A 25,909-nucleotide genomic window follows, 5' to 3' on the forward strand; every position below is an offset into this window, starting at 1 on the left:
AATAGAGCGCTATGAGTGAATCGCCAAGTTATGTATCCCAGCCTCAGGTCATCGATCTGCCAAAGTTGCTGGCCGACGTTCGTGCCGGGCACATTCAGGTTCCTAGGTTTCAACGACCCTTCGTTTGGGAGGATGAGCGTAGAGTCGAGTTGCTGCGGTCTCTTAGAGTTGGTATCCCAATTGGCAGCCTCTTGGTATGGCGGACTTCTCAAAATCGCCTACGTTGTTTTGACGGAATTGCTGGGGTGGTCATTCCAGGGCCAGCGCAAGGTCAGACAGTGAGCTATCTGCTTGACGGGCATCAGCGCCTGACGACTTTGTTCGCAGCATTTGCAAGCCCGCAACTGAGTTTGTCGCCGGTGACGGCCTCCGACAGTGATACACCCGAAGCCATCTACTTTGATCTAGAGCAGGACGATTTTGTTGTTGGTAATCCAACGAGTGTTTGGTCTTGCTTACCTCTTTACCTGTTTTTGGATGCAGTGGCACTTCGACAGCACTTCCGAAATAAGGAGCGTGAAGGGCACGTCTCACCTCAGGAAATTGATCGACTCCAGAGCATTGCCGAAGGTGTTTTATACGCCATGCAGTGGTGTCGCATACCCGTGATTCCTCTCAGCACGGACGACGTGGAATTAGCGACAAGAACATTTCATCGAGTCAACAGCCAAGGCGTACCAATGACCGAGGTTCACATGGTCGCTGCTCTTACTTGGGGTGATAGCTTCGATCTTCGTGAGCGTTTCAATATTGCTTGGAGTAGCCAAAGTCTTCCGGATCGATGGCAGCCAGCCACTGAACAGCAAACTTTGAATGTGCTTAAGGGCTTGCTCGGAATGGACTTGGCTCGGTCTCCTGGTGCGCTTCTCGTCCGGAGGATTCGAGAAAGGCCGGAATTGGCCGAGAGGTCAGTTGATTTGCTGGTGCGTGCTATGAAATTAGCTGCGGATCGTTTAGTGCACACGCCTTTGGCGATTCCGTATCAGATGCAGTTAACGCTGACAGCGATCGCTTTGCATGAAGTTCCAGATGGAGGGTCCATCGATGATGAGTGGTTGAGGCGCTGGTGGGGATTAACGACAGTGTGGGGCAGTTTTGCTAGCTCTGCGACACATAGGGTTCAAGCTGCGCTTCGGCATCTCCGTGCAGGTCTCTTGGGACGGCGGGAGCCTTGGCCAAAATTACTGTTCCACAGCACTGAGTCCAGCCCACTGCCAAACCTAGAGCTCAGGAACGCCCGTGCTCGTTACTTTGCAGACGGATACGCGAACCAGTGTGGCCATCTGGATTTGCTTCACTCTAGGGGAAATCGCGCGGTCGTCTCGTTGATTCGCGGTGAAGGCACAAGACCTGGAAACAGGTTTATTTGGGAGGTTGAGCGTGCTGAACAGTTGCTTGGATATCTTGATGACCAGAATCTAGAGCCACTCAGGGACCACTTCGTTGATGCCGAGTGCTTAGAGGCCTGGGCTCGCGGCGACTATCAAGGTTTTCTCGTTGCGCGAGAGGCGATCATGAATCGCTTTGAGCTAACTTGGTTCGAAGGTCTTCATGCCAAGGAGTTCATCGATGGTAGTCAACGTAATCCTCTCCAATAGTGGGTGGGTCGTGCGTCCCCAATTTCGTTGGCCTGCTAATGCCTAGTAGAAACGTTGATCAATTCTTTGAATGTGACTGCTGAAGTCCAGCATTTCGTTTGTCTTTAGCTTGGAGTCCTAATGCTTACCCCCACCCCCTACACCCCCCCCGCCATCTGGCAATGGAACAAGGAAAACGGCGGCCAGTTCGCCAGCATCAACCGGCCCATTGCAGGCGCCACGCACGACAAGGAACTGCCCGTAGGCCGCCACCCGCTGCAGCTGTATTCGCTGGGCACGCCAAATGGCGTGAAGGTGACCGTGATGCTGGAAGAGCTGCTGGCGCTGGGCCACAGTGGGGCGGAGTACGACGCGTGGCTGATCCGCATTGGCGATGGCGACCAGTTTGGCAGCGGGTTTGTGGGCATCAATCCCAACTCCAAAATTCCGGCGCTGCAAGACCGCACCGACCCTGCCAACCCCGTGCGGGTATTTGAGTCCGGGGCCATCCTGATGTACCTGGCCGAGAAGTTTGGTGCCTTTTTGCCCAAGGATAGCGCGGCGCGGGCCGAGTGCCTGTCGTGGCTGTTCTGGCAGATGGGCAGTGCGCCGTTTGTGGGCGGCGGGTTTGGGCACTTTTATGCCTACGCCCCGGTCAAGATCGAGTACGCGATTGACCGCTATGCGATGGAAACCAAGCGCCAGCTCGATGTGCTGAACCAGCGCCTGGCCGTGACGGAATACGTGGCGGGCAACGAGTACACCGTGGCCGACATGGCGATCTGGCCCTGGTATGGGCTGATGGTGAAGGGCGAGGCCTACGACGCGGGCGAGTTTTTGCAGGTGCACGAATACACCCATGTGCTGCGCTGGGCCGAGCAGGTGGGCCAGCGCCGCGCCGTGCAGCGCGGGCGCATGGTGAACCGGGTGCGCGGTGACCTGGCCTGCCAGCTGCATGAGCGGCACGACGCCAGCGACTTTGACACCAAGACGCAGGACAAGCTGGCGGCCAAACAGGCGGCGTGAGGCGGCGTGAGGCGGGCGGCCCGCCTGGGCTGGGGGGCTGCCGAATTTGCTTTGTGCATGAAAACGGCTGCTGGCGCTTGATAATCAAGCGCCAGCAGCTATTTTTTTGATAGTGATGGAATGGGTGGCGATGGCACCGCTGCGATGTGTGGTGTGCCGTAACTGCCATCACGCAACTGCCTTGGGCCGCACTGCGCGGGCTTTGACAGGGAAAAGGGCGGCACACTGGCTGCTGAAAAAAGTGTTGAAAAAGTTCTGCGGGGCCTATTGACACGATTGCTAAGATGAAATCAGCCCTCGCCAGCGGCTTTGCTGCAGCCAAGGTTTCCGAATTTGTGGTGCCCCCAAACGTTGCGCACTTTTCACGCCAACCTCCGCACCTGCCGCTGCAACGGCGCAGCGGGATGCGGCTTGCAGTGCGCGCCGGCCTGGTTCAAAACAGATGGCGCAGTTCACGCTTCGCCAGTGGTTTGCCAGAAGCAGCCTTGGCGTGGTCAGCGAGGTTGGTCGGGGGTGTGCAGATGTTTGATAAAAAATGCCTCTAGGGCAATACTGATAAGCGCTAATAGCTATGACATTGATAGCAATTTTGATCGCCACGCTGGCTGCGGGCATTGGCAGCGTGTGGGCTGCAGCACTGTTGATGCGTATGGGCCTGGGTGGGCGCCACGATGGCGTGGGCCCGCAGCACCTGCTCAGCCTGGCCGCAGGGGCCTTGCTGGCCACGGCCTTCATGCACTTGCTGCCAGAGGCGTTTGAAAGCCAGGCGGGCGCGCACGACCTGTTCGCCACCTTGCTGGTGGGGGTGGTGTTTTTCTTTCTGCTGGACAAGGCCGAGCTGTGGCACCACGGGCACGAGCACAGCCATGCAGAGCCAGCCGCGCACGACGCCCACCATGACCACCACCACGGGCACGCACACCACCACGGGCCGCTTGCGGGTGGCTGGGCGCTGCTCACGGGTGACAGCGTGCATTGCTTTGGTGACGGCATCCTGATCGCGTCGGCCTTCATGGCCGACATGCGCCTGGGGGTGATTGCCGCCGTATCGGTGATGGCGCACGAGGTGCCGCACCACATGGGCGATCTGGTGGTGCTGCGCCAGACCAGCGCCAACCGGCGCATGGCGCTGCTGAAGGTGTCGCTGGCCGGGGCCGTGACCGCGCTGGGCGGGGCGGTGGGCTACTTCCTGGTGGGGCAGTTGCAAGACTTTTTGCCGTACTTCCTGGCCGTGGCGTCGAGCAGCTTTGTGTACGTGGCGCTGGCCGATTTGATTCCCCAGTTGCAAAAGCGGCTCACGGCGCGCGAAACCATCGCGCAGATCGCCTGGCTGATCGCCGGAATGGTCGTGGTCACGATGGTGAGCGGGGTGGCGCACAGCCATTGAGCGGCGGCAGGCCCGGGCCGCGCAGCGCCGCGGCTTTGACGCAGGCCAATGTGCATTTGCAGCGCTGGGCCACGGCGGCCTTGGCAGCGCGACAAAGTCACGCTGTTGTGCCATGCTGGCGGCATGAACGCCGCAGCCGCTTCCACTTCTTCCCCTTCCTCACCCGCGCGCCTGGGCTTGCTGGTCCAGCCCACCCGTTTTCTGTTTTTCACCGGCAAGGGTGGGGTCGGTAAAACCTCCTTGTCCACCGCCACCGCCATTGCGTTGGCAGACGCCGGGCGGCGCGTGCTGCTGGTGAGCACTGATGCAGCCTCCAACCTGGATGAAATGCTGGGTGTGCCGCTGTCCAACCAGCCGGTGCCCGTGCCCGGTGTGCCGGGGCTGAGCATGCTCAACATCGACCCCGACAACGCCGCCGAGGCCTACCGCCAGCGCGTGCTGGCGCAACTGGAGGCCACGGCCACCGAAGACGAGCGCGCCACGGTGCGCGAGCAGCTCTCGGGCGCCTGCACCACCGAAATCGCCGCGTTCGATGAATTTGCCGCCCTGCTGGCCAGCGAGGGGGCGGATGCCGACCACACCTTCGACCATGTGGTGTTTGACACCGCGCCCACCGGCCACACGCTGCGCCTGCTGAGCTTGCCCAAGGCCTGGACGGGATTTTTGGCGGGCAACGACCGGGGCGCCTCCTGCCTGGGGCCGCACTCGGGGCTCAAGATGCAGGAGGCCCGCTTCAACGCAGCCCTGGCGGCGTTGAGCAACCCTGCGCTGACCACCGTGGTGCTCGTCACCCGCCCCGATCCCCGCCCCATGCAAGAGGCCGCCCGCACCGCCGTAGAACTGCGTGCCCTGGGGCTTGCCAACCAGCGCCTGGCCATCAACGGCGCGTTTCACGCCAGCCAGCCGGGGCAAGACCCGGTGGCCGACGCCATCGAGCGCCTGGGCCGCGAGGCCATGGGCCAGATGCCTGATGCCCTGGCGCAACTGCCGCGCGACGAAGTGCCCCTGCGTGCCTTCGATACCGTGGGCCTGCCAGCCCTGCGCGCCTTGCTGGGTGGGGATGTCGTACCCCCCGCTACGCCAGCGGCTGCGGCTGGCGCCGCTTTGCAGGCCGAACCGCTGGCCGCCCTGGCCGACGCACTGGCTGCCAAGGGCCACGGGCTCATCATGGTGATGGGCAAGGGCGGCGTGGGCAAAACCACCATTGCCGCTGCCTTGGCCGTGGGCCTGGTGCAACGGGGCCACAGCGTGCACCTCACCACCACCGACCCGGCGGCCCATGTGCAAAGCCAGCTCGACGGCAGCCTGCCCGGGCTGAAAGTGGGGCGCATCGACCCCCGGGCCGAAACGCAGGCCTACATCGACAAGATCATGGCCACGCGCGGCAAGGCCCTGGACGACGCAGGCCGCGCCCTGCTGCTGGAAGATTTGCAGTCACCCTGCACCGAAGAGGTGGCCGTGTTCCACGCCTTCAGCCGCGTGGTGAACGAAGCCCGCACGGCCTTTGTGGTGCTGGACACCGCCCCCACCGGCCACAGCCTGCTGCTGATGGACGCCACCGGGGCCTACCACCGGCAGATGACCCAGCAATACCAGGGCAGCGCCGGTGGCGCGATGGCCAAGCACATCATCACCCCGCTGATGCGCCTGCAAGACGCCGACATGACCCATGTGGTCATCGTGACGCTGCCCGAGGTGACGCCCGTCAGCCAGGCCGCAGCCCTGCAGGAAGACCTGCGCCGCGCCCACATCGAGCCCTGGGCATGGGTCATCAACAAAAGCGTGGCTGCCACGGGCACTTCTGACCCGCTGCTGCAAGCACGCCTGGCGGGTGAGCAAAAGCAGTGCGAGCGCATAGAGCAGGGCCTGGCCCAACGCACCTTCGTACTGCCCTGGCTGACCGAGCCACCCGTGGGGGTGGAAGCTCTGGGTGGGCTGGTCACTGCGGATGGTTTGCTATCTCATTGATAGCTGCTGGCGCTTTCCACGTCTGGCTCGGAGGCCGAAAACGCTTGAAAAAGTAGGCGACCCTCTGAGCCTGCCACGGACTCAGCCGCACATTGCCGCGCAGTGCATGCGCCGAGGCCCCCCGCAGAAAATCGGGCCAGAAACAAAAAACCCTGCATGGCGAACCATGCAGGGTTTTTGATTTGGTGGTGGTACCGGGACTTGAACCTGGGACATCAGCATTATGAATGCTGCGCTCTAACCAACTGAGCTATACCACCGAAGCCTCAAATTATAGACCAAAAAAATCACTGGTGCACAAAATTGGCTTTGCGTTTGCCCAGGAAGGCGTCCATGCCTTCTTTTTGGTCTTGCGTGGCAAACAGTGCGTGGAACAGGCGGCGCTCAAACATCACGCCATCGGCCAGCGTGCCTTCAAAGGCGCGGTTCACCGATTCCTTGGCAGCCATCACGGCGATCTGCGAGAAGTCGGCAATGATCAGCGCGGCGCCCAGGGCTTCGTCCATCAGCTTGTCGAACGGCACCACCCGGCTCACCAGCCCAGAGCGCTCGGCTTCGGTGGCGTCCATCATGCGGCCTGTCAGAGCCATGTCCATGGCCTTGGATTTGCCCACCGCGCGTGGCAGGCGCTGCGTGCCGCCCGCGCCGGGGATCACGCCCAGCTTGATTTCAGGCTGGCCAAACTTGGCGTTGTCGGCGGCGATGATGAAGTCGCACATCATGGCCAGCTCGCAGCCGCCGCCCAGCGCAAAGCCGCTCACGGCCGCGATCACGGGCTTGCGGATGCTGCGAATGGCTTCCCAGTTGCGGGTGATGTAGTCGCCCTTGTAGGCATCGGCAAAGCTGTACTTGGCCATGGCGCCAATGTCGGCCCCTGCGGCAAAGGCCTTTTCGCTGCCGGTGATGATCATGCAGCCGATCTTTTCGTCGGCATCAAACGCCTTCAGGGCTTCGCCCAGCTCGTTCATGAGCTGGTCGTTCAGTGCGTTGAGTTGCTTGGGGCGGTTGAGCGTGATGATGCCAACCTTCTCGCCTTCGGTGCGCACTTCAATGGTTTCGTAGGCCATGTTGTCTCCTGGTTTGGGGTTTTGAAATGGGGGCTGGTTCAGTCCAGCAGGGCAGCCACTGAATATATCCAAGCAGCTTGCACCTTGCTGTCACGCAGCGCCGGCCAGCCAACGGCTGACGGCGGCAGTGTCTGTGGCGGTCAGGTTCACGGTGTCTGGCGCAGGCTGGCGGCGTGACTTGCCCTGGGCCACGCTACCCGGTGGCACCGCAGCAGGCAGGGTCAGGGGCAGTTCCAGCAAACGGCCGTCGCGCGCCACCACGGCCACCAGTTGGGTTTGGGGACCGGCGTAAAACGCCACATCGTCGAGCTTGTTGATGCGCCAAGCCTGGGTTTTCACCCGCAGGCCAAGCCATTCGTCACCCGCAGCAAAACCAGCCTGTTCAGCCGCGCTGCCGCGCAGCACGGTCTTGATCTGCACACTGTGGTTTTCGGCCACCCGAATGCCCAGGCGCTGCGCAAGCTGGGCAGTGTCGGGCTTGAGGGTCACGCCGTGTGCGGCCAGCAAGGCGGCCAGCGGCAACTCGTCGGTGCTGTGCACCCACTGCGCAATTTCGGTGGCGTAGCTGCGCCCGGTCAGCTCCTCCAGCACGGTCAGCAAATCTGCTTCGCTCATGGGGCCTGCCTTGCAGCGGCTCCACAGGCCACGCATCACGTCGTCCAGCGTGGCCTTGCCGTGCTGGCGCAGGTGCAGGTCCAGGCACAGCGCCACCAGCGAGCCTTTGGTGTAGTAGCTCACCGTGGCGTTGGGGGTGTTTTCGTCCTGGCGGTAGTACTTCACCCAGGCATCAAAGCTGGCTTGTGCCACCGTTTGCACCTGGCGGCCAGGCGTTTGCAGCACCTGGTTGATAGTCTTGGTGATGAACTTGAGGTAGGTGGCGTCGTCAATCAGGCCCGCACGGCGCAGCAGCAGGTCGTCGTAATAGCTGGTAAAGCCCTCGAAAAACCACAGCAGCTGCGTGTAGTTTTCCTGGTCGTAGTCGTAGCCGGCAAACTCGGCGGGGCGCAGCCGCTTCACGTTCCAGGTGTGGAAATATTCGTGGCTGATGAGGCCAAGCAGTGTGGTGTAGCCCTCGCTCTGGCGCGCCTCGCCCTGGCGGGGAAGGTCGCGGCGACCGCAGATCAAGGCAGTGGAGTTGCGGTGTTCCAGCCCGCCGTAGCCGTCGTTCACCGCGTTGAGCATGAACAGGTAGCTGGTAAACGGGGCCTTGCCCTGGCCGTGCCAGAAGCGAATGGCGGTTTCGCAAATTTTCTGCGTGTCGGCCAGCAGCCGCTGGCCGTCAAACGATGGCGCGGCCCCGGCCACCACGAAGCGGTGGGGCACACCGCATGCGGTGAACTTGCCCACCCAGAAGTCACCCATTTCCACGGGGCAGTCCACCAGTTCGTCGTAGTGGGCTGCGGCGTACAGGCCAAAGCCTTTTTTATCGACCTTTAGCGCAGCCAGCCCGGTGGCCAGGGACCAGGTGGGCGCTGCCGGGGCAGATACCTCCAGGGTGTGAGGTTGCTGCTCTTGCCCATGCACGCGCAGGCACAGGCTGGTGCCGTTGAAAAAGCCGCGCGATGCATCGAGCCACGCTGTGCGCACCGAGTTGTCGTAGGCGCACACTTCGTAGGTCAAGACCAGAGGCGCCTTGCCATGGCAATCGGCCACCCAGGTGTGCTTGTTTGTCTGCTGCAGACAGACTTCGCGCTTGCCCTGGCGGGCGTGCAGTTTTTGCAGGTTTTTGGCAAATTCGCGCACCAGGTAGCTGCCGGGAATCCACACGGGCAGCGACACCGTTTGCTGTGCCTGGGGCTGGGCAATGGTCAGAGTCACCTGAAACAAATGCGCCTGCAGGTGGGCTGCAACCACCTCGTAGTGGACGCCCGCGCGGGCGGCGGCTGGGGGCTTGGGCATGAAAGCTCCTTGGTCGGGGCAGGGGCTGAAATGGCGTGCTAGCGGCCATGCGCCAGCGCCCAGCCCTCAGGTTCAGTTGGCGCTGGGGGCTTCGCCTGCCACTTCGGCCAGGCGTTTTTCCACTTCTTGGGCGCTGATGGCGCCGGGCACGCGCGAGCCATTGGCAAAAATCAACGTCGGGGTGCCGGTGATCTTGTGCTTGCGGCCAAAGGCCAGGTTGCGCTGGATGGCGGCGGTGTCGCAGCTGGCGGCGGCGGGCACCTTCTCGCGCACCATCATGTCTTGCCAGGCGGCCACGCGGTCTTTGGCGCACCAGACGTTGCGGGACTTTTCGGCCGAGTCGGGGCTCAGGATCGGGTACAGGAACAGGTACACCGTGATGTTGTCCACGTTCTGCAGGTCGCGTTCGAAGCGCTTGCAATAGCCGCAGTTGGGGTCTTCAAACACGGCCACCTTGCGTTTGCCGTCGCCGCGCACGATGGTGAAGGCATCCTTCAGGGGCAGCTCCGAGAAGTCCACGGCCGTGAGCTTGTTGATGCGGTCTTCGGTCAGGTTGCGCCGGGCCTTGGTGTCAAAGAGTTCGCCCTGGATGACGTAGTTGCCCTTGGCGTCGGTGTAGAACACGTCAGTGCCAATGCGCACCTCGTACAGGCCCTGCATGGCGGTGGGCCGCACTTCGTCGATCTTGCCCATTTGCGGGATGCGTTCGGCCAGCGTTTTGCGGATGGTGGATTCTTGCGCCTGGGCCGACAGGCCGAAGGCCAAAGTGGCCGCAGCCAGCAGGGTAGGGATGAGTTTCATAGCGAATCGAGTCAAAAGTTGGCTGGCTGCCGCCCTGTGCGTTGTGCGATGGTGCGGCGTCGGTTGCTGTCGGAGTGCGCGGGCGTCAATGGGTTCCCATGGCTTGGCGGACGATCCAGTTTTTGAGAAGGCCGTTGCGTTCAAAGCCGCGCATCCCCCAGTTGCGCAGGGTTTGCAGCGGGTTCTCGGTGCGCGAAAACAGCTGCTGCAGCCCGTCGGTGGCCAGGCTCATGGGCAGCATGGCGGCCTTGCGCTCGCGTTCGTAGCTGCGCAGCAGGCGCATGTCGGCCACGCTGCGCCAGTAGTCGCGGCCATGCAGCACACGGGCCAGGGTCTGGGCATCGGCCAGCCCCAGGTTCAGGCCCTGGCCTGCCAGGGGGTGGATGTTGTGGGCCGCGTCGCCCGCCAGCACCCAGCTGTGCGGGGTTTTGCCAGGGCTGGGCAGCGGGCCGCACCAGCGGGACGCCTGCGCCTGCTGCAGCGGCCACGAAGAGCGGGCGGAGGTGAGTTCGAGCCGCCCCAGTGCGCCCTGGCTGGCGGTTTCGAGCTGCTCGGCAAACGCTTCGGGCTCCAGCGCCAGCAGCGGGGCGACTTGCTCGCGGTCTACCGACCAGACCACGGCCACCGACCGACCCTCTGGGCCATCCAGCGGCAAGAAGGCGAGGATGCCATCGGGCAAAAACCACTGCCGGGCCACCTGGCCGTGCGGGTGTTCACATTCCAGCCGGGTGGCGATGGCGTGTTGGGTGTAAGGGGTGACTTCGAAATCCACGCCGAACTCGGCCCGGGTGCTGCTGGCGCGCCCTTCGCACACCACCGTCAGAGCGGCGTTCACGGGGGCTTGCACCACCTCTACCTGGGGCTGGTAGCGCACGGCTTCGGCCAGACGTTGCTCCAGGGCAGGCACGTCCACAATCCAGGCCAGCGCCTCGGCGCCCTGGGCGGCTGCGTCGAAGTGCACCGCGCCATCCTTGTCGCCAAACACGTCCATGCGGGCTACCGCCGTGGCGTGCTGTGGGTCGGGCCAGCTGCGCAACGATTCAAGCAGGGTGCGGGATGCGGTGTTCAGTGCGTACGCGCGCACATCGGGTGCGGCGGCAGCCTGCGGTGTGGGGTTGGCTACCAGTGCCACACGCAAGCGCTCGCGTGCCAGCAACAGGGCCAGGGTGCGGCCGACGATGCCGGCCCCACGGATACAAATGTCAAAGGTGTGCGCCATGCGGGCATTGTAGGAGCGCACTGACGACCACAGGCGCGGTGCAGAATCTCCGGCTTTGCCGTGTGCCGCAGGCAACCAGCCTGACCAGGTGGCACGAACGAATCAATCAAAGGGAGTGTGGGGCCGTGTCTTTAGAAACCGAATTCGATGTGACGGGAACCATTGCGCGGCTGTTTATCTACCCCGTGAAATCGTGCGCCGGTATCGAGGTGCAGGAGGCTGTGCTGACCGAAACAGGCCTGGACCTGGACCGCGCCTGGATGGTGGTGGATGCGCAGGGGCATTTTCTGACCCAGCGCACCTTGCCGCGCATGGCCTTGATCCGCCCGCAACTCAAATCCTCTGAAATGGTGCTGCGGGCACCGGGCATGCTGGCATTGCATGTCGCTCTGGACCTGGTGGAAGGCCCGGCCACGGTCACTGTGTGGGATGACACGGTGCCCGCGTGGGACATGGGCGCCCTGGCGGCCCAGTGGTTCAGCGATTTTCTGGGGCAGCCGTGCCGCCTGGTGCGTTTTGACCCGGACCACCTGCGCCTGTCCAGCAAAAAGTGGACAGGTGAACTGGATGCGCACACCCAGTTTGCCGACGGGTTTGCGGTGCTGGTGACGAGCGAGGCCTCCATTGACGACCTGAATGAGCGACTTGTGGCCAAAGGGCACGAGGCGGTGGGCGTGGAACGTTTTCGGCCCAATGTGGTGCTGGGCGGTGTGGACGCCCATGACGAGGACCGCATCGACGGTGTGCACATTGCCGTGGGGCAGGGTGATGAAGCCGACACCGCAGAGCTGCGCCACGTCAAGCCCTGTGCCCGCTGCCCGATTCCCAATATCGACCCGGCCACCGCGCAAAGCAGCCCTGCCGTGAGCGATACGCTGAGCACCTACCGCAGCGACAAGCGCCTGGACGGGGCCATCACCTTCGGCATGAATGCCGTGGTGGCCCGTGGGGCAGGCCAAATGCTGCGGGTGGGCCAGCGTTTTGGCGCCCATTACTGTTTTGACTGAGGGCATGCTGTGCCGCCCCCGCTGACCGAGGGGTGGGCAGGGGGCGGCGGCCCAAGGCCTCTGTGCCCCCTTTCTGCGCCGGGGAAGCCGCTGGCATAAAATCACGCCCCCGAGGCTCACGGGCGCGTGGCGCCCACCCCAGGTTTAGAGCGTGTTATGCATTTTTACGTACCCACGTTGGACCCTGAGGTTAGTGATCGCAAGGCACGGACTGCTGGCAAGGCTCAAGCCTTGGCAAGGTCTGCAACGCCGCGAGCGCTAACCTCAGGGCCCAACCCTCCGGGAAAGCCGGAGACAGGCCCGGCCACTTTGTTGCACGCCGCTGACGGTACACGTACCGCTGCGCGTCTTGCGCCTCGTTGCCGGGCTTTTCTCCGGTTTTCGTGGGCACGTAAAAGTACATAACACGCTCTAACCCATGAATGTTCCGATCGCGTTGGCTGCCTTGCAGACGCAGGCCGCCGAGCCCGCCCGTTTGCGTGAAATCCCGTACAACTACACCTCGTTCTCTGACCGGGAGATCGTGATCCGCTTGCTGGGCTCCTCCGCCTGGGACCTGCTGGACCAGCTGCGCAAAGAGCGTCGCACCGGCCGGTCGGCCCGTATGCTGTACGAAGTGCTGGGCGACATCTGGGTGGTGCAGCGCAACCCCTACCTGCAGGACGACCTGCTGGACAACCCCGACCGCCGCAAGCTGCTGGTGGACGCCCTCAACCACCGCCTGGGCGAGATCGAAAAACGCCGCACCCCCGCCGATGATGCCGAGCGCGACCGTCTGGTGGGCGAACTGGTGGTGGCCGCGCGCCGCGCGGTGGTCGAATTCAACGCCACCTTCGAGCAGGCCGCGCAGCTGCGCCGCCAGGTCCGCAAGACCCTGGGGCGCCTGACAGCCAAAGACAACATCAAGTTCGACGGCCTCTCACGCGTGAGCCACGTGACCGACGCGACCGACTGGCGCGTGGAATACCCCTTTGTCGTGCTCACGCCCGACACCGAAGCCGAGATGGCTGCGCTGGTCAAGGGCTGTATCGAGCTGGACCTGACCATCATCCCGCGTGGGGGTGGCACGGGCTACACGGGGGGCGCGATTCCGCTGACCTGGAAGAGCGTGGTCATCAACACCGAAAAGCTCGAAGCCATGACCGAGGTGGAGATGCGCCGCCTGCCGGGACTGGACCGTGAGGTGGGCACCATCTGGACCGAAGCGGGGGTGGTGACGCAGCGCGTGGCCGATGCGGCCGAGCGCGCAGGTTTCGTCTTCGCAGTGGACCCGACCAGCGCCGAAGCATCATGCATTGGCGGCAACATTGCCATGAACGCGGGCGGCAAAAAGGCCGTGCTGTGGGGCACGGCGCTCGACAACCTGGCCAGCTGGCGCATGGTGACGCCCGACGCCCAGTGGCTGGAAGTGACCCGCCTGGACCACAACATGGGCAAGATCCATGACGTGGAAGTGGCAACGTTTGAGCTGCAGTACTTCGAAGCCGACGGCAAGACGCCCGTGCGCACCGAGCGCCTGAGCATCCCAGGCCGCACCTTCCGCAAGGAAGGTCTGGGCAAGGACGTGACGGACAAGTTCCTGGCTGGCCTGCCGGGCATCCAGAAAGAAGGCTGCGACGGCCTCATCACCAGTGCGCGCTGGGTGGTGCACCGCATGCCTGAGCACACGCGCACCGTGTGCCTGGAGTTCTTTGGCAATGCCAAGGATGCGGTGCCCAGCATCGTGGACATCAAGGACTACATGTTTTCCCTGCAAAAGCGCAGTGGCGAAGGAGGGAATGAACAGGGCCCCTCCCCCGTTCTTCTGGCGGGCCTCGAGCACCTGGATGACCGCTATCTGAAGGCCGTGGGCTACGCCACCAAGAGCAAGAAGGGCACGACCATGGGGGCGCCTGGCGGCTTGGGCCTGCCCAAGATGGTGCTGATTGGCGACATTGCTGGCGACGACGCCGACGAAGTGGCCCGCGTAACCAGCGAAGTGGTGCGCCTGGCCAACACCCGCAGCGGCGAGGGCTTTATTGCCATCAGCGCCGATGCGCGCAAGAAGTTCTGGGCCGACCGCAAGAAGACGGCCGCCATCAGCCGCCACACCAACGCCTTCAAGATCAATGAAGACGTGGTGATCCCGCTGCCGCGCATGGCCGAGTACACCGACGGCATCGAGCGCATCAACATCGAGCTGAGCCTGCGCAACAAGCTCAAGCTGTGCGACGCCCTGACTGAGTTTTTTGAGCGTGGCAATCTTCCGCTGGGCAAACAGGATGCGGCCGATGACGTGCCCGCTGCCGAGCTGCTGGAAGAGCGCGTGGCCCAAGCCATTGCCCTGGTGGCGGAAGTGCGTGCCCTGTGGCAAGGCTGGCTCGACAACGTCGAAACCCTGTTCCCCCAGTTGCAAGACCACACCCTGCGCGCCAGCTGGAAGACCCAGCTGCGCACGCCGCTGCAAGGCATCTTCACGGGTGCGGCGTTCAAGCCCATCCTGGACGAGGCCGTGGCTATCCACAAGCGCGTGCTCAAGGGCCGCGTGTGGGTGGCGCTGCACATGCACGCGGGCGACGGGAATGTGCACACCAACATTCCCGTCAACAGCGACGACTACGAGATGCTGCAGACCGCGCACGAGGCGGTGGCCCGCATCATGGTGCTGGCCCGCAGCCTGGACGGCGTGATCTCGGGCGAACACGGCATCGGCATCACCAAGCTGGAGTTTTTGACCGACGCCGAGTTGCAGCCTTTTGCCGACTACAAGCGCAAGGTGGACCCGGAAGGCCGCTTCAACAAGGGCAAGCTGCTACGAAATCAGGAGCTGCCCGCGCTTGCTGGACAAGCGCCAGAGGCCAAAAACGCTTCAAACGCTGCGCTGATGCATGCCGATTTGACCAATGCCTACACGCCCAGCTTTGGGCTGATGGGGCACGAGTCGCTCATCATGCAGCAAAGCGACATTGGCGCCATTGCCGATTCGGTGAAGGACTGCCTGCGCTGCGGCAAGTGCAAGCCCGTGTGTTCCACCCATGTGCCACGCGCCAGCCTGCTGTACAGCCCGCGCAACAAGATTCTGGCCACCTCGCTGCTGGTCGAAGCCTTTCTGTACGAAGAGCAGACGCGCCGTGGTGTGTCCATCAAGCACTGGCAAGAGTTTGAAGACGTGGCAGACCACTGCACGGTGTGCCACAAGTGCTACACGCCTTGCCCGGTCAAGATCGACTTTGGCGATGTGACCATGAACATGCGCAACCTGTTGCGCAAGATGGGCAAGAAGAGCTTCCGCCCCGGCAACAAGATGGCCATGGCCATGCTGAATGCCACCAACCCCGACACCATCAAGCTGCTGCGTTCGGGCATGGTCAACGTGGGCTTCAAGGCCCAGCGCATGGCGGTGGATTTGCTGCGCAAGGTGGGCCGCAAGCAGACGGCCAAGCCTCCAGCCACGGTGGGCACCGCTCCGATCAAGGAGCAGGTGATCCACTTCATCAACAAGAAGCTGCCCGGCGGCCTGCCCAAGAAGACGGCGCGCGCGCTGCTCGATATCGAGGACAAGGACTACGTGCCGATCATCCGCGACCCGCAGACCACCACGGCCGAGACCGAGGCGGTGTTCTACTTCCCCGGCTGCGGCTCCGAGCGCCTGTTCAGCCAGGTGGGCCTGGCCACGCAGGCCATGCTGTGGCACGCGGGCGTGCAGACCGTGCTGCCCCCGGGCTACCTGTGCTGCGGCTACCCGCAGCGCGGCAGCGGCCAGTTCGACAAGGCCGAGAAGATGATCACGGACAACCGGGTGCTCTTCCACCGCGTGGCGAACACGCTGAACTACCTGGACATCAAGACGGTGGTGGTGAGCTGCGGCACCTGCTACGACCAGCTGCAGGGCTACCAGTTCGACAAGATCTTCCCCGGTTGCCGCATCATCGACATCCACGAGTACCTGCTGGAAAAGGGCATCACCCTGCAAGGCAAGGGCGCCTACCTGTACCACGAGCCCTGCCACAACCCGATGAAGCAGCAGGACTCGATGAAGACGGTGAAGGCGCTGGTGGGCGAGCAGGTGCTCAAGAGCGACCGCTGCTGCGGCGAATCCGGCACCCTGGGCGTGACCCGGCCCGATGTGTCCACCCAGGTGCGCTTCCGCAAGGAAGAAGAAATCCGCAAGGGCGAAGCCCTGCTGCGTGCCAGCGGTGCCGTGGGCGAGAAGGAAAACGTCAAGATCCTGACCAGCTGCCCCAGCTGCCTGCAGGGCCTGAACCGCTACCAGGACGACTTGCAAAACGGCCTGCTCGAAGCCGATTACATCGTGATCGAAATGGCCCGCGAGATCCTGGGCGAGAACTGGATGCCCGAATACGTGCACCGTGCCAACCAGGGCGGTATCGAGCGGGTGCTCGTCTGATGGCTGCGGACCGCGCCCCTGCCTGCCCTTTGTGCGCCGAAGACGGTGGTGCGCTGGTGTGGCGCGGCGCGCGGTTGCGCGTGATCCGTGCCAACGAGGCGGGCTTTCCGGCCTTCTACCGGGTGGTGTGGAATGCGCACGTTGCCGAATTTTCTGACCTCTCGGCCGAGGATCGGGTGCACTGCATGGACGCAGTGACCGTGGTGGAGCAGGCCTTGCGCCAGCACCTGGCCCCCACCAAGGTCAATATTGCAGCCCTGGGTAACATGGTGCCGCACCTGCACTGGCATGTGATTGCCCGGTTTGACTGGGACAGCCACTTCCCCGCGCCCGTGTGGGCAGCCGCCCAGCGGCTCAGCCCTGCGGCACAGGAAGGCGCTGTGCGCGACCGGCTGCCAGCGCTGGAGGCTGATCTGCGCACCCATTTACAGGCGGCATTGGTCGCTGGCTGAATGCGCCACGCACAGTCGGAGTAGGGCAGTCGTTTTAAATTTTTGAACAGGTGAACGCATGGCAGGTTTGAAATCGGGCGCACCCGCGCCCACCGCACTGACGGTGCACGAGGCTTCCCGCGTGCTGGAGGTGGCTTTTTCGGACGGCGCTTCTTTCCGCATTCCGTTCGAGCTGATGCGCGTGTACTCGCCGTCTGCCGAAGTGCAGGGCCACGGCCCGGGGCAGGAAGTGCTGCAAACCGGCAAGCGCGACGTCACGCTGGTCAACCTGGAGCCCGTGGGCAACTACGCGGTCAAGCCGACTTTTTCGGATGGGCACGACAGCGGCATCTTCAGCTGGGATTACCTCTACGAGCTGGGTCAGCAGCAGGATGCGTTGTGGAAGCAATACGCCGAGCGCCTGGCCGCAGCGGGGGTGGACCGTGACGCACCGATGGCCGCCAAGGGTGGGCATGCCTGCGGCAGCCATTGATGGCTGGGCCGCGTGCTGGATGACGATGTGCACAATCGGTTGCTATTGAAAAGATAGCTGCCTGCGCTTGTATATCAAGCGCTAGAACCCATTTTTATATCAATTTTGCGACGGATGCCCCAGATGAGCACGGGGTTGTCGCTGTACGGCAGGTGCGAAGGCGCCTAGCATGACCCTATGAGCACCACCCATTTTGGATTCCAGTCGGTAGACGAAAAAGAAAAAGCACAGCGCGTACGCGGCGTGTTTGACTCGGTCGCGTCCAAGTACGACGTGATGAACGACCTGATGTCCGGCGGCCTGCACCGCGCCTGGAAGGCCTACACCGTGATGGTGGCCAACCTGCGCGAAGGCAGCCAGGTGCTGGACATTGCAGGCGGCACGGGCGACCTTTCTCTGGCATTTGCCAAAAAGGTGGGCACCACCGGGCGCGTGGTGCACACCGATATCAACGAAGCCATGCTGCGCACGGGGCGCAACCGGCTCATTGATGCTGGCGTGATCTTGCCCACCCTGGTGTGCGACGCCGAACAGTTGCCTTTTCCCGACGCGCATTTCGATGTGGTGAGCGTGGCGTTTGGTTTGCGCAACATGACGCACAAGGACCGCGCGCTGACCGAAATGTGCCGTGTGCTCAAACCCGGCGGCAAACTGCTGGTGCTGGAATTCTCCAAAGTGGCCAAGCCGCTGGAGAAGGTTTACGACTGGTATTCCTTCAAAATCCTGCCCCAGCTGGGCAAGATGGTGGCGGGCGATGACGCCAGCTACCGCTACCTGGCCGAGTCCATTCGGATGCACCCCGGTCAGGAAGAACTCAAATCCCTCATGCAACAAAGCGGCTTTGGGCATGTGGACTATCACAACATGACTGGCGGAGTAGTGGCTTTGCATGTTGGAATCAAGTGCTGAGAGCAATGATTGCGCTCAACGCTGACGAATGACACAACGGAGATGACATGATGAAACTATGGTCTGTGGTTTTGGTCGCGCTGATGGCGGTGGTCCATGTGGACGCTGAAGCCAAGCGCATGGGTGGCGGTAAATCCGTTGGGCAGCAATCGAGCAACGTCACCCAACGCGAATCTGCCGGTGGTGCTCCTTCGCAAGGTGGCGCCGCCACGAACAGCGCAGCCGCTGCCAAACCGGCAACGCCTGCTGCCGCTCCCGCCGCTGCTGCGCCCAAGCGCCCCTGGGGTGCCATGCTGGGTGGCTTGGCCGCTGGCCTGGGCCTGGCCTGGCTGGCCAGCTCGCTGGGCCTGGGCGCCGAGTTCGCTCAGTTCCTGTTGATTGCTCTGGTGGCCTTGGCCGTGGTGGCGGTCATCGGCATGGTGATGCGCGCTCGCCGCTCTGGCGCCGCCAACCAGTCGGGCGCTTCGCCTTTCGCCTTCCAGGGCGCTGGTGCTTCCAACCCTGCGGCAGCGCAGGCGCCTCACACCTATCGCCCTGAAAACGTCGGCAACGACGCATCGGCCCGTCCTTGGGAGCGCAGCAGCATGGCGTTTGACGCTTCGCGCCAAGCCCAGGGTTCGGGCGTGGTGATCGGTTCTGGCCTGGCAGGCTCGCAAAACTGGGGCATTCCAGCAGGCTTCGACGCCGAGGGCTTCGTGTCTGCCGCCAAGCGCAACTTCGTGACCTTGCAGGCCGCCTGGGATCGCTCGGACATCGCCACGCTGCGTTCCATGATGACCGACGGCATGCTCGAAGAAATCCGTGCACAGCTGGCCGAACGGGAGTCCCAACGGGGCGCTGAGCCCAACCACACCGACGTGGTGATGATCGAGGCGCAGCTGCTGGGCATTGAAGAAATGGACGATCGCTACATGGCCAGCGTGGAGTTCTCCGGCATGATCCGCGAAGAACTGTCTGCAGGCCCCAGCCCCTTCCGCGAAGTGTGGAACATGACCAAGAGCAAGTCGGGTAACAGCGGCTGGCTGGTGGCAGGCGTGCAAACCTTGCAGTAAATACCGAAGGGCTTTCCCAGTTCAGGGAATAATCGGGGACTATGGCAACACAGTCCCCTTTTTCATTTCTGGACAGCATTTTTGATCGCGTCACCTCTGGGCCGCAGCCGCCTCAATGGCTTGTCCATGAAGTGCACCAGCGCGCCGTGCTGTTCATCAACCATGTCTTGATGCAAGAGCCCGAGGCCATGGAGCGCATGCGCCGCCAAAAAGGCCGCGTTGCCCTGGTGCAATGGCGCGCCTATTCGATGGCGCTGCTGGTGACTCCTGCGGGCCTGTTCAACGTGGCGCCCGAAGGCGTTTCGCCCGACTTGCGCCTGGAGGTGACCGAGCTGTCGCCCCTGGCCCTGGCGCAGAGTGCCTTGCGTGGTGACAAGCCCGCCATTCGCATCGAGGGCGATGTGCAGTTGGCGGCAGAGATCAACTGGCTGGTAGACCATGTCCGCTGGGATGTGGAAGAAGATCTGGCCCGCTTGATGGGTGATGCACCTGCGCACCAGGTGGCCCAGGTGGCCCGCCGCGCAGCGCAGGCCCTGCGGCAGTTTGTGGGCGCGCGCATGCCCTCCGGCAGCGTGGTTCCTGCGCCTGTGACCAGCACGGACCGGACGGCGGCATGAAGCGCTTTTTGCGCGGCTGCACCATTCTGTGGGTGGTGTTCCGATACGGGCTGGATGCCCTGGTGCTGGACAGCTTTCAAAAGCCCTGGCTGCGCACGTTCTCTCGCATCCTGTCCGTCGGGCGCAATCTGGACGCCCCGCGGGGCCAACGCTTGCGCGAGGCGCTGGAGCAGTTGGGCCCGATCTTCGTGAAGTTTGGCCAGGTGCTGTCCACGCGCCGCGACCTGTTGCCGCCCGACATCGCCAACGAACTGGCGCTGCTGCAAGACCGCGTACCGCCTTTTGACCCCGGTGTGGCCATTGCCACCATCGAGCGTGCCTTTCAGAAACCGGTGGATTCGGTATTTCTGTCTTTTGAACGCACGCCGGTCGCCAGTGCATCCATTGCCCAGGTGCACTTCGCCACCCTGCTCGACAGGGACGGTGTGGAGCGTGAAGTCGCAGTGAAGGTCTTGCGGCCGGGCATGCTGCCCGTGATTGAAAAAGACCTGAGCCTCATGCGCATGATGGCCGGTTGGGTGGAGAGCCTGTCGGCCGACGGCAAGCGTCTCAAGCCCCGTGAGGTGGTGGCCGAGTTTGACAATTACCTGCACGATGAACTGGACCTGATCCGCGAAGCATCGAATGCTGCGCAGCTGCGCCGCAACATGGATGGCCTCGATCTGGTGCTCATTCCCGAGATTTTTTGGGACTTTTGCCGCCCCGAGGTGATGGTCATGCAGCGCATGACTGGCGTGCCGATCAGCCAGGTCGAGCGCCTGAAGGATGCTGGCGTAGACATCCCCAAGCTGGCCCGTGATGGCGTCACCATATTCTTCACCCAGGTGTTCCGCGATGGTTTTTTCCATGCCGATATGCACCCGGGCAACATCCAGGTCAGCCTGGAGCCTGAAACCTTCGGGCGCTATATCTCGCTGGACTTCGGTATCGTGGGCACCCTCACCGAGTCTGACAAAGAGTATCTGGCTCAGAACTTCGTGGCGTTTTTCCGCCGCGATTACAAGCGGGTGGCTGAGCTGCATATCGAAAGCGGCTGGGTGCCGCCTGAAACCCGCGTCAACGACCTGGAGTCGGCCATCCGTGCGGTGTGCGAGCCGTACTTTGATCGTCCGCTCAAAGAAATCTCTCTGGGCATGGTGCTGATGCGCCTATTCCAGACCTCCAGGCGCTTCAATGTCGAGATCCAGCCGCAGCTCGTGCTGCTGCAAAAAACCCTGCTCAACATCGAAGGCCTGGGCCGCGAGCTGGACCCGGACCTGGACCTGTGGAGCACGGCCAAGCCCTTCCTCGAAAAATGGATGCTGGAGCAGATGGGCCCGCAGCGCTTTTGGCGTGAGTTGCGCGCCGAGGCGCCACATTACGCCAAGCTGCTGCCAGAGCTGCCACGCCTGCTCTATGACGCTCTGCGTCAGCGGCCTGCGGACCAGCAACATCTGATCAAGGACCTGCTGGAAACCCAGAAGCGCACCAATCGGTTGCTGCAGTCCATCCTTTACGGCGGTGCTGGGTTTGTGCTGGGCTTGCTGGCCATGCAGCTATTCATACGGATCCGGGTTTTCTGAGGCGCGAAACTTGCCCTCATAATCCGCACCGACTTTCGTCACACATTTGAAAAGGGGGTTGTGCCCCTTGGTTTCCCTGGTGCAGTAGCGCGGCTCGCTGCGCGCCCTGTTTTTTCACAACCCCCTTGGAGCTCCGGAGCGGCCCATGCTGTTGTCATTCATTGTTCTGTATCTGCTGGTCTCGATTGGTGTGGGGCTTTACGCCGCAACCCGCGTGCACAACACGGCGGACTATGCAGTGGCTGGGCGCAGTCTGCCCCTGGCCGTGGTGATTGCCACCACGTTTGCGACCTGGTTCGGCTCAGAGACGGTGCTTGGGGTCTCTGCCCGCTTCATTGATGGAAATCTCGGCGCCGTGGTCGAGGACCCCTTCGGGGCGTCGATGTGCCTGGTGCTGGTGGGCCTTTTCTTTGCCTACAAGCTCTACCAGAAGAACCTTATCACGCTGGGCGATTACTACCGCCAGCGCTATGGGCGGGTGATTGAAGTGTCCTGCTCGGCCATCATCATGTTCAGCTACCTGGGTTGGGTGGCTGCCCAGATCACAGCCCTGGGCCTGGTGTTCAATTTGCTCACCCAAGGGGCTGTATCGGTCACCATGGGCATGGTCATTGGCACGCTGGTGGTGCTGATTTACACCTTGTACGGCGGCATGTGGTCTGTGGCCATGACCGATTTCGTGCAGATGATCGTGATTGGCGTGGGCTTGCTGGCGATTGCCTGGTTTGCTGCCGACCTGGCAGGTGGTGCAGGCAAGGTGGTGGAATACGCGGCACGTGAGGGCAAGTTCCAGTTCTTCCCCAGTGGCGGAGTCAAAGAATGGACGTTCTTTATCGCTGCCGCTATCACGATGATGCTGGGCTCTATTCCCCAGCAGGACGTGTTTCAGCGCGTAATGTCTTCCAACAGCCCTGCCACAGCGCGCAAGGGCCCCGTCATCGGCGGTGTGCTGTACCTGCTGTTTGCCTTCATTCCCATGTTTGTCGTGACGGCCGCCGTGCTGGTGATGCCTGAAACCGCTCAGACCTTGCTCAAGGAAGACCCGCAGAAAGTGCTCCCGACCCTGGTGATGGAGCACATGCCGATCATGTTGCAGGTGGCTTTTTTTGGTGCGCTGCTCTCGGCCATCATGTCCACAGCTTCTGCCACTTTGCTGGCGCCTTCCACGACGTTTGTCGAGAATATCCTGCACAACCTGCGCCCTGGCATGACAGACCAGCAGACCCTCAAGGCCATGCGGATCTCTGTGCTGGTGTTCACGGCCTGCGTGCTGACCTACGCCATCACCATGCAGGGCACCTCGATCTATGAACTGGTGTCTGGCGCCTACCAGGTGCCGTTGGTGGGGGCGTTCGTGCCTCTGGTGTTTGGCTTGTACTGGAAGCGTGCCACCACCCAGGGCGCATTGCTCGCGGTGACCATGGGCTTGGGGGTCTGGTTGCTGTTTGTGGCCAGCCCTATGCTCTCGGAGGCCTTCCCGCAGCAACTCGCTGGGGTTCTGGCTGCACTGGTGGGTATGCTGGGCGGCTCGCTGGCGCCGCAGTGGATTGACGATCACAAGGGCCACGTTACCCACTACGAAGGCAGCGCCCGTTAACTACCTCGCCTCTGCGCCCATGGCGCAGGGGTTGATAGGTGGATGGGCCGCCTATAATTGAGGGTTTTGCACTTTCCCTCAACACACTGACATGCCTATTTACGCCTACAAATGCGGCACCTGCGGCCATGCCAAGGATGTGCTGCAAAAAATCTCCGACGCCCCGCTCACCACATGCCCCGCCTGCGGTGCAGAGGCTTTCTCCAAGCAGGTGACTGCAGCGGGCTTCCAGCTCAAGGGTTCCGGCTGGTACGTCACTGATTTCCGTGGCGGCAGCGGGGGTAGCTCCGCTCCAGCCACCGAAGCCAAGTCTGAATCTGCTGCGCCTGCCGCTGCACCGGCTGCGGCCCCCGCGCCAGCAGCCCCCAGCAGCACGCCATCGTCTTCTTCTACCTGACAGGCTGTAATGTCCGCTTTGCGCAAATGGCTGTTCACGGGTTTGCTGGTCATCGTGCCCGGCGTCATCACCGCCTGGGTGTTGAACTGGATTGTCAGCACGCTGGACCAGACCTTGCAGATCCTGCCAGGCGCATGGCACCCCGACAAGTTGCTGGGTATCCATATCCCCGGCTTCGGGGTGCTTCTCACCCTGCTCATCTTGCTGGTGGTGGGCGCCGTGGCCAGCAATTTTGCGGGTCGCAAATTGGTGCAGTGGGGCGACGCCCTGGTGCACCGCATCCCTGTGGTGCGCTCCATTTACTCCAGCGTCAAGCAGGTTTCCGATACCTTGTTTTCTGAAAGCGGCAACGCTTTCCGTACGGCGGTGCTGGTGCAGTGGCCGCGTGAGGGGGTCTGGACGGTGGCGTTCGTCACCGGGGCCCCGAACGGCGAAATTGCCGCGTACCTGCGTGACGAGTTTGTGAGCGTGTACGTGCCGACGACGCCCAACCCCACGGGCGGGTATTTTGTGATGGTGCGCAAAAGCGATTGCGTCGAGCTAGACATGAGCGTGGACGCGGCGCTGAAGTACATCGTCTCGATGGGGGTGGTGGCTCCTGCCGACCCGACCCAGTTACCTCTCAAGTAATTTTCTTTTCATTCATTGCGCCACAGTGGCGCCGGAAGTAATGCCATGGCCATGCGCTCTCACTATTGCGGTCTTGTGACCGAAGCCCTGATGGGCCAAACCGTGACCCTGTCGGGTTGGGTGAATCGTCGCCGTGACCACGGCGGTGTGATCTTCATCGACCTGCGTGACCGCGAAGGCTACGTGCAGGTGGTGTGCGACCCAGATCGCGCCGAGATGTTCAAGACCGCCGAAGGCGTGCGTAACGAGTTCTGTGTGCAGGTCAAGGGCCTGGTGCGTGCCCGCCCTGAGGGCACTACCAACGACAGCCTCAAGAGCGGCAAGATCGAAGTGCTGTGCCACGAGCTGAATGTGCTCAACCCCTCGGTCACGCCTCCCTTTCAGATGGATGACGACAACCTGTCGGAAACCACACGCCTGACCCATCGCGTGATGGACCTGCGCCGCCCCCACATGCAGCGCAACATGATGCTGCGCTACAAGACGGCCATCCAGGTGCGCAACTTCCTGGACAAGGAAGGCTTCATCGACATCGAAACCCCCATGCTGGGCAAGAGCACGCCCGAAGGCGCGCGTGACTACCTCGTGCCCAGCCGTGTGCACGACGGCCAGTTCTTCGCGCTGCCCCAGTCGCCCCAGCTCTACAAGCAGATGCTGATGGTGGCCGGCTACGACCGTTACTACCAGATCACCAAGTGCTTCCGCGACGAAGACCTGCGCGCTGACCGCCAGCCCGAGTTCACGCAGATCGACTGCGAAACCTCGTTCCTGGACGAAGAAGAAATCCGCGCCATCTTCCAGCGCATGATCACTGAGGTGTTCCAGACCCAACTGGGTGTGGACCTGGGTGAATTCCCGATCATGACGTATCAGGAAGCTGCTCACCGTTTTGGCTCCGACAAGCCTGACCTGCGCGTGAAGCTCGAATTCACCGAGCTGACCGACGTGATGAAGGACGTGGACTTCAAGGTGTTCTCTGGCGCCGCGAACATGAAGGGTGGCCGCGTGGTGGCCCTGCGCGTGCCCGGTGGCTCTGCCGAAAACGGCGGCATCAGCCGTGGCGAGATCGATGCCTACACCGAGTTCGTCAAGATCTACGGTGCCAAGGGTCTGGCTTACATCCGTGTCAATGAACTGGCCAAGGGTCGTGACGGCCTGCAGTCGCCCATCGTCAAGAACATTCACGACGCTGCGCTGGCTGAAGTGCTCAAGCGCTCTGGCGCGCAGGATGGCGACCTGCTGTTCTTCGGTGCCGACAAGGAAAAGATCGTCAACGACGCCATCGGTGCACTGCGCATCAAGATCGGCCACAGCGAATTCGGCAAGAAGAACGGTCTCTTCGAGAACCGTTGGGCTCCCTTGTGGGTGGTGGACTTCCCCATGTTCGAGCACGACGAGGAAGAAGACCGCTGGACGGCTGTGCACCATCCCTTCACCAGCCCCAAGGATGGTCACGAAGACCTCATGGACACCGATCCTGGCAAGTGCCTTGCCAAGGCCTACGACATGGTGCTCAACGGCTGGGAGTTGGGCGGCGGCTCGGTGCGTATCCACCGTGCTGATGTGCAAAGCAAGGTGTTCACAGCACTCAAGATCACGCCTGAAGACGCGCAGGCCAAGTTCGGCTACCTGCTCGACGCCCTGCAGTACGGCGCGCCTCCGCACGGTGGTTTGGCCTTTGGCTTGGACCGCCTCATCACGCTGATGACAGGTGCCGAGTCGATCCGCGACGTGATCGCCTTCCCCAAGACCCAGCGTGCCCAGGACCTGTTGACCCAGGCTCCCTCGCCAGTGGACGAGAAGCAACTGCGCGAGCTGCACATTCGTTTGCGCAACCCAGACGCTGTCAAAGCCAACTGATCGGGCGCAAAGCACCCCTGTTG

21 protein-coding genes and 1 tRNA gene are annotated in these 25,909 nt (G+C 62.6%); 17 read left to right on the plus strand and 5 right to left on the minus strand.

The window, feature by feature from the left end:
* The first annotated feature begins 11 nt into the window (after nucleotides 1-11).
* From IHV84_RS11305 to arsA, 5 genes are all read left to right on the plus strand, one after another.
* Complete coding sequence (locus IHV84_RS11305) at nucleotides 12-1,598, plus strand: DUF262 domain-containing protein (RefSeq protein WP_198846934.1); 1,587 nt, start codon at nucleotides 12-14, stop codon at nucleotides 1,596-1,598.
* 120 nt (nucleotides 1,599-1,718) lie between these two features.
* Nucleotides 1,719-2,603: a glutathione-dependent disulfide-bond oxidoreductase gene (gene yghU / locus IHV84_RS11310; protein ID WP_198846935.1), complete on the plus strand. Its 885-nt coding sequence runs from the start codon at nucleotides 1,719-1,721 to the stop codon at nucleotides 2,601-2,603.
* A 284-nt stretch (nucleotides 2,604-2,887) separates the two neighbouring features.
* Nucleotides 2,888-3,148, plus strand: a complete 261-nt coding sequence (locus IHV84_RS11315; protein WP_198846936.1) for a hypothetical protein — start codon at nucleotides 2,888-2,890, stop codon at nucleotides 3,146-3,148.
* Nucleotides 3,149-3,174: 26 nt separating this feature from the next.
* Nucleotides 3,175-3,990, plus strand: a complete 816-nt coding sequence (locus IHV84_RS11320; RefSeq protein ID WP_198846937.1) for a ZIP family metal transporter — start codon at nucleotides 3,175-3,177, stop codon at nucleotides 3,988-3,990.
* Between the two features lie 123 nt (nucleotides 3,991-4,113).
* Entirely contained in the window at nucleotides 4,114-5,958 is a 1,845-nt protein-coding gene (arsA, locus tag IHV84_RS11325; protein ID WP_233099959.1) for an arsenical pump-driving ATPase, read from the plus strand.
* Between the two features lie 183 nt (nucleotides 5,959-6,141).
* On the opposite strand, the gene IHV84_RS11330 is transcribed toward arsA, so the two are convergent.
* The 5 genes from IHV84_RS11330 to IHV84_RS11350 form a co-directional block, all read right to left on the minus strand.
* Nucleotides 6,142-6,218: transfer RNA gene (locus IHV84_RS11330), tRNA-Met, on the minus strand.
* 27 nt (nucleotides 6,219-6,245) lie between these two features.
* The gene (locus tag IHV84_RS11335) at nucleotides 6,246-7,025 is read right to left on the minus strand and encodes an enoyl-CoA hydratase (protein WP_044399391.1); all 780 of its coding nucleotides are present in this window, start codon (nucleotides 7,023-7,025) and stop codon (nucleotides 6,246-6,248) included.
* A gap of 90 nt (nucleotides 7,026-7,115) precedes the next feature.
* Complete coding sequence (locus IHV84_RS11340; protein WP_198846938.1) at nucleotides 7,116-8,924, minus strand: M61 family metallopeptidase; 1,809 nt, start codon at nucleotides 8,922-8,924, stop codon at nucleotides 7,116-7,118.
* A 72-nt stretch (nucleotides 8,925-8,996) separates the two neighbouring features.
* On the minus strand, nucleotides 8,997-9,725 hold the full coding sequence (locus tag IHV84_RS11345) for a DsbC family protein (protein WP_198846939.1): 729 nt from the start codon (nucleotides 9,723-9,725) through the stop codon (nucleotides 8,997-8,999).
* Between the two features lie 85 nt (nucleotides 9,726-9,810).
* Complete coding sequence (locus tag IHV84_RS11350; protein ID WP_044399459.1) at nucleotides 9,811-10,944, minus strand: FAD-dependent monooxygenase; 1,134 nt, start codon at nucleotides 10,942-10,944, stop codon at nucleotides 9,811-9,813.
* 125 nt (nucleotides 10,945-11,069) lie between these two features.
* Here IHV84_RS11350 and IHV84_RS11355 point away from each other — a divergent pair, with 125 nt between their 5' ends.
* From IHV84_RS11355 to aspS, 12 genes are all read left to right on the plus strand, one after another.
* Nucleotides 11,070-11,951, plus strand: coding sequence for an MOSC N-terminal beta barrel domain-containing protein (locus tag IHV84_RS11355; protein WP_198846940.1), 882 nt, complete (start codon nucleotides 11,070-11,072; stop codon nucleotides 11,949-11,951).
* Between the two features lie 418 nt (nucleotides 11,952-12,369).
* Nucleotides 12,370-16,338, plus strand: a complete 3,969-nt coding sequence (locus tag IHV84_RS11360) for an FAD/FMN-binding oxidoreductase (protein WP_198846941.1) — start codon at nucleotides 12,370-12,372, stop codon at nucleotides 16,336-16,338.
* Nucleotides 16,338-16,790 (plus strand): HIT family protein, encoded by a 453-nt coding sequence (locus tag IHV84_RS11365; RefSeq protein ID WP_044399372.1) that lies wholly within the window; start codon nucleotides 16,338-16,340, stop codon nucleotides 16,788-16,790. The genes IHV84_RS11360 and IHV84_RS11365 overlap by 1 nt, the downstream gene beginning before the upstream one ends.
* Nucleotides 16,791-16,848: 58 nt before the next feature.
* Nucleotides 16,849-17,262, plus strand: coding sequence for a gamma-butyrobetaine hydroxylase-like domain-containing protein (locus IHV84_RS11370; RefSeq protein WP_066692671.1), 414 nt, complete (start codon nucleotides 16,849-16,851; stop codon nucleotides 17,260-17,262).
* 177 nt (nucleotides 17,263-17,439) lie between these two features.
* Nucleotides 17,440-18,171, plus strand: a complete 732-nt coding sequence (gene ubiE, locus IHV84_RS11375) for a bifunctional demethylmenaquinone methyltransferase/2-methoxy-6-polyprenyl-1,4-benzoquinol methylase UbiE (RefSeq protein ID WP_044399366.1) — start codon at nucleotides 17,440-17,442, stop codon at nucleotides 18,169-18,171.
* Nucleotides 18,172-18,218: 47 nt separating this feature from the next.
* Complete coding sequence (locus tag IHV84_RS11380; RefSeq protein WP_044399363.1) at nucleotides 18,219-19,223, plus strand: Tim44 domain-containing protein; 1,005 nt, start codon at nucleotides 18,219-18,221, stop codon at nucleotides 19,221-19,223.
* Nucleotides 19,224-19,264: 41 nt separating this feature from the next.
* The gene (locus IHV84_RS11385; protein ID WP_066788070.1) at nucleotides 19,265-19,840 is read left to right on the plus strand and encodes a hypothetical protein; all 576 of its coding nucleotides are present in this window, start codon (nucleotides 19,265-19,267) and stop codon (nucleotides 19,838-19,840) included.
* A complete protein-coding gene (gene ubiB, locus IHV84_RS11390) occupies nucleotides 19,837-21,402 on the plus strand; it encodes a ubiquinone biosynthesis regulatory protein kinase UbiB (protein WP_066699153.1) in 1,566 nt (521 codons plus the stop codon). Before IHV84_RS11385 ends, ubiB begins: the two co-directional genes overlap by 4 nt.
* 145 nt (nucleotides 21,403-21,547) lie before the next feature.
* Nucleotides 21,548-22,999: a sodium:solute symporter family protein gene (locus IHV84_RS11395; RefSeq protein ID WP_198846942.1), complete on the plus strand. Its 1,452-nt coding sequence runs from the start codon at nucleotides 21,548-21,550 to the stop codon at nucleotides 22,997-22,999.
* A 91-nt stretch (nucleotides 23,000-23,090) separates the two neighbouring features.
* Nucleotides 23,091-23,396, plus strand: a complete 306-nt coding sequence (locus IHV84_RS11400; RefSeq protein WP_044399352.1) for an FmdB family zinc ribbon protein — start codon at nucleotides 23,091-23,093, stop codon at nucleotides 23,394-23,396.
* Between the two features lie 9 nt (nucleotides 23,397-23,405).
* A complete protein-coding gene (locus IHV84_RS11405) occupies nucleotides 23,406-24,026 on the plus strand; it encodes a DUF502 domain-containing protein (RefSeq protein ID WP_066788079.1) in 621 nt (206 codons plus the stop codon).
* A gap of 45 nt (nucleotides 24,027-24,071) precedes the next feature.
* Nucleotides 24,072-25,886 (plus strand): aspartate--tRNA ligase, encoded by a 1,815-nt coding sequence (gene aspS / locus IHV84_RS11410; RefSeq protein WP_044399346.1) that lies wholly within the window; start codon nucleotides 24,072-24,074, stop codon nucleotides 25,884-25,886.
* Nucleotides 25,887-25,909: the final 23 nt, after the last annotated feature.

Origin of the sequence: Acidovorax sp. IB03, from assembly GCF_016406015.1 — a bacterium.
Classification (GTDB): domain Bacteria; phylum Pseudomonadota; class Gammaproteobacteria; order Burkholderiales; family Burkholderiaceae_C; genus Acidovorax; species Acidovorax temperans.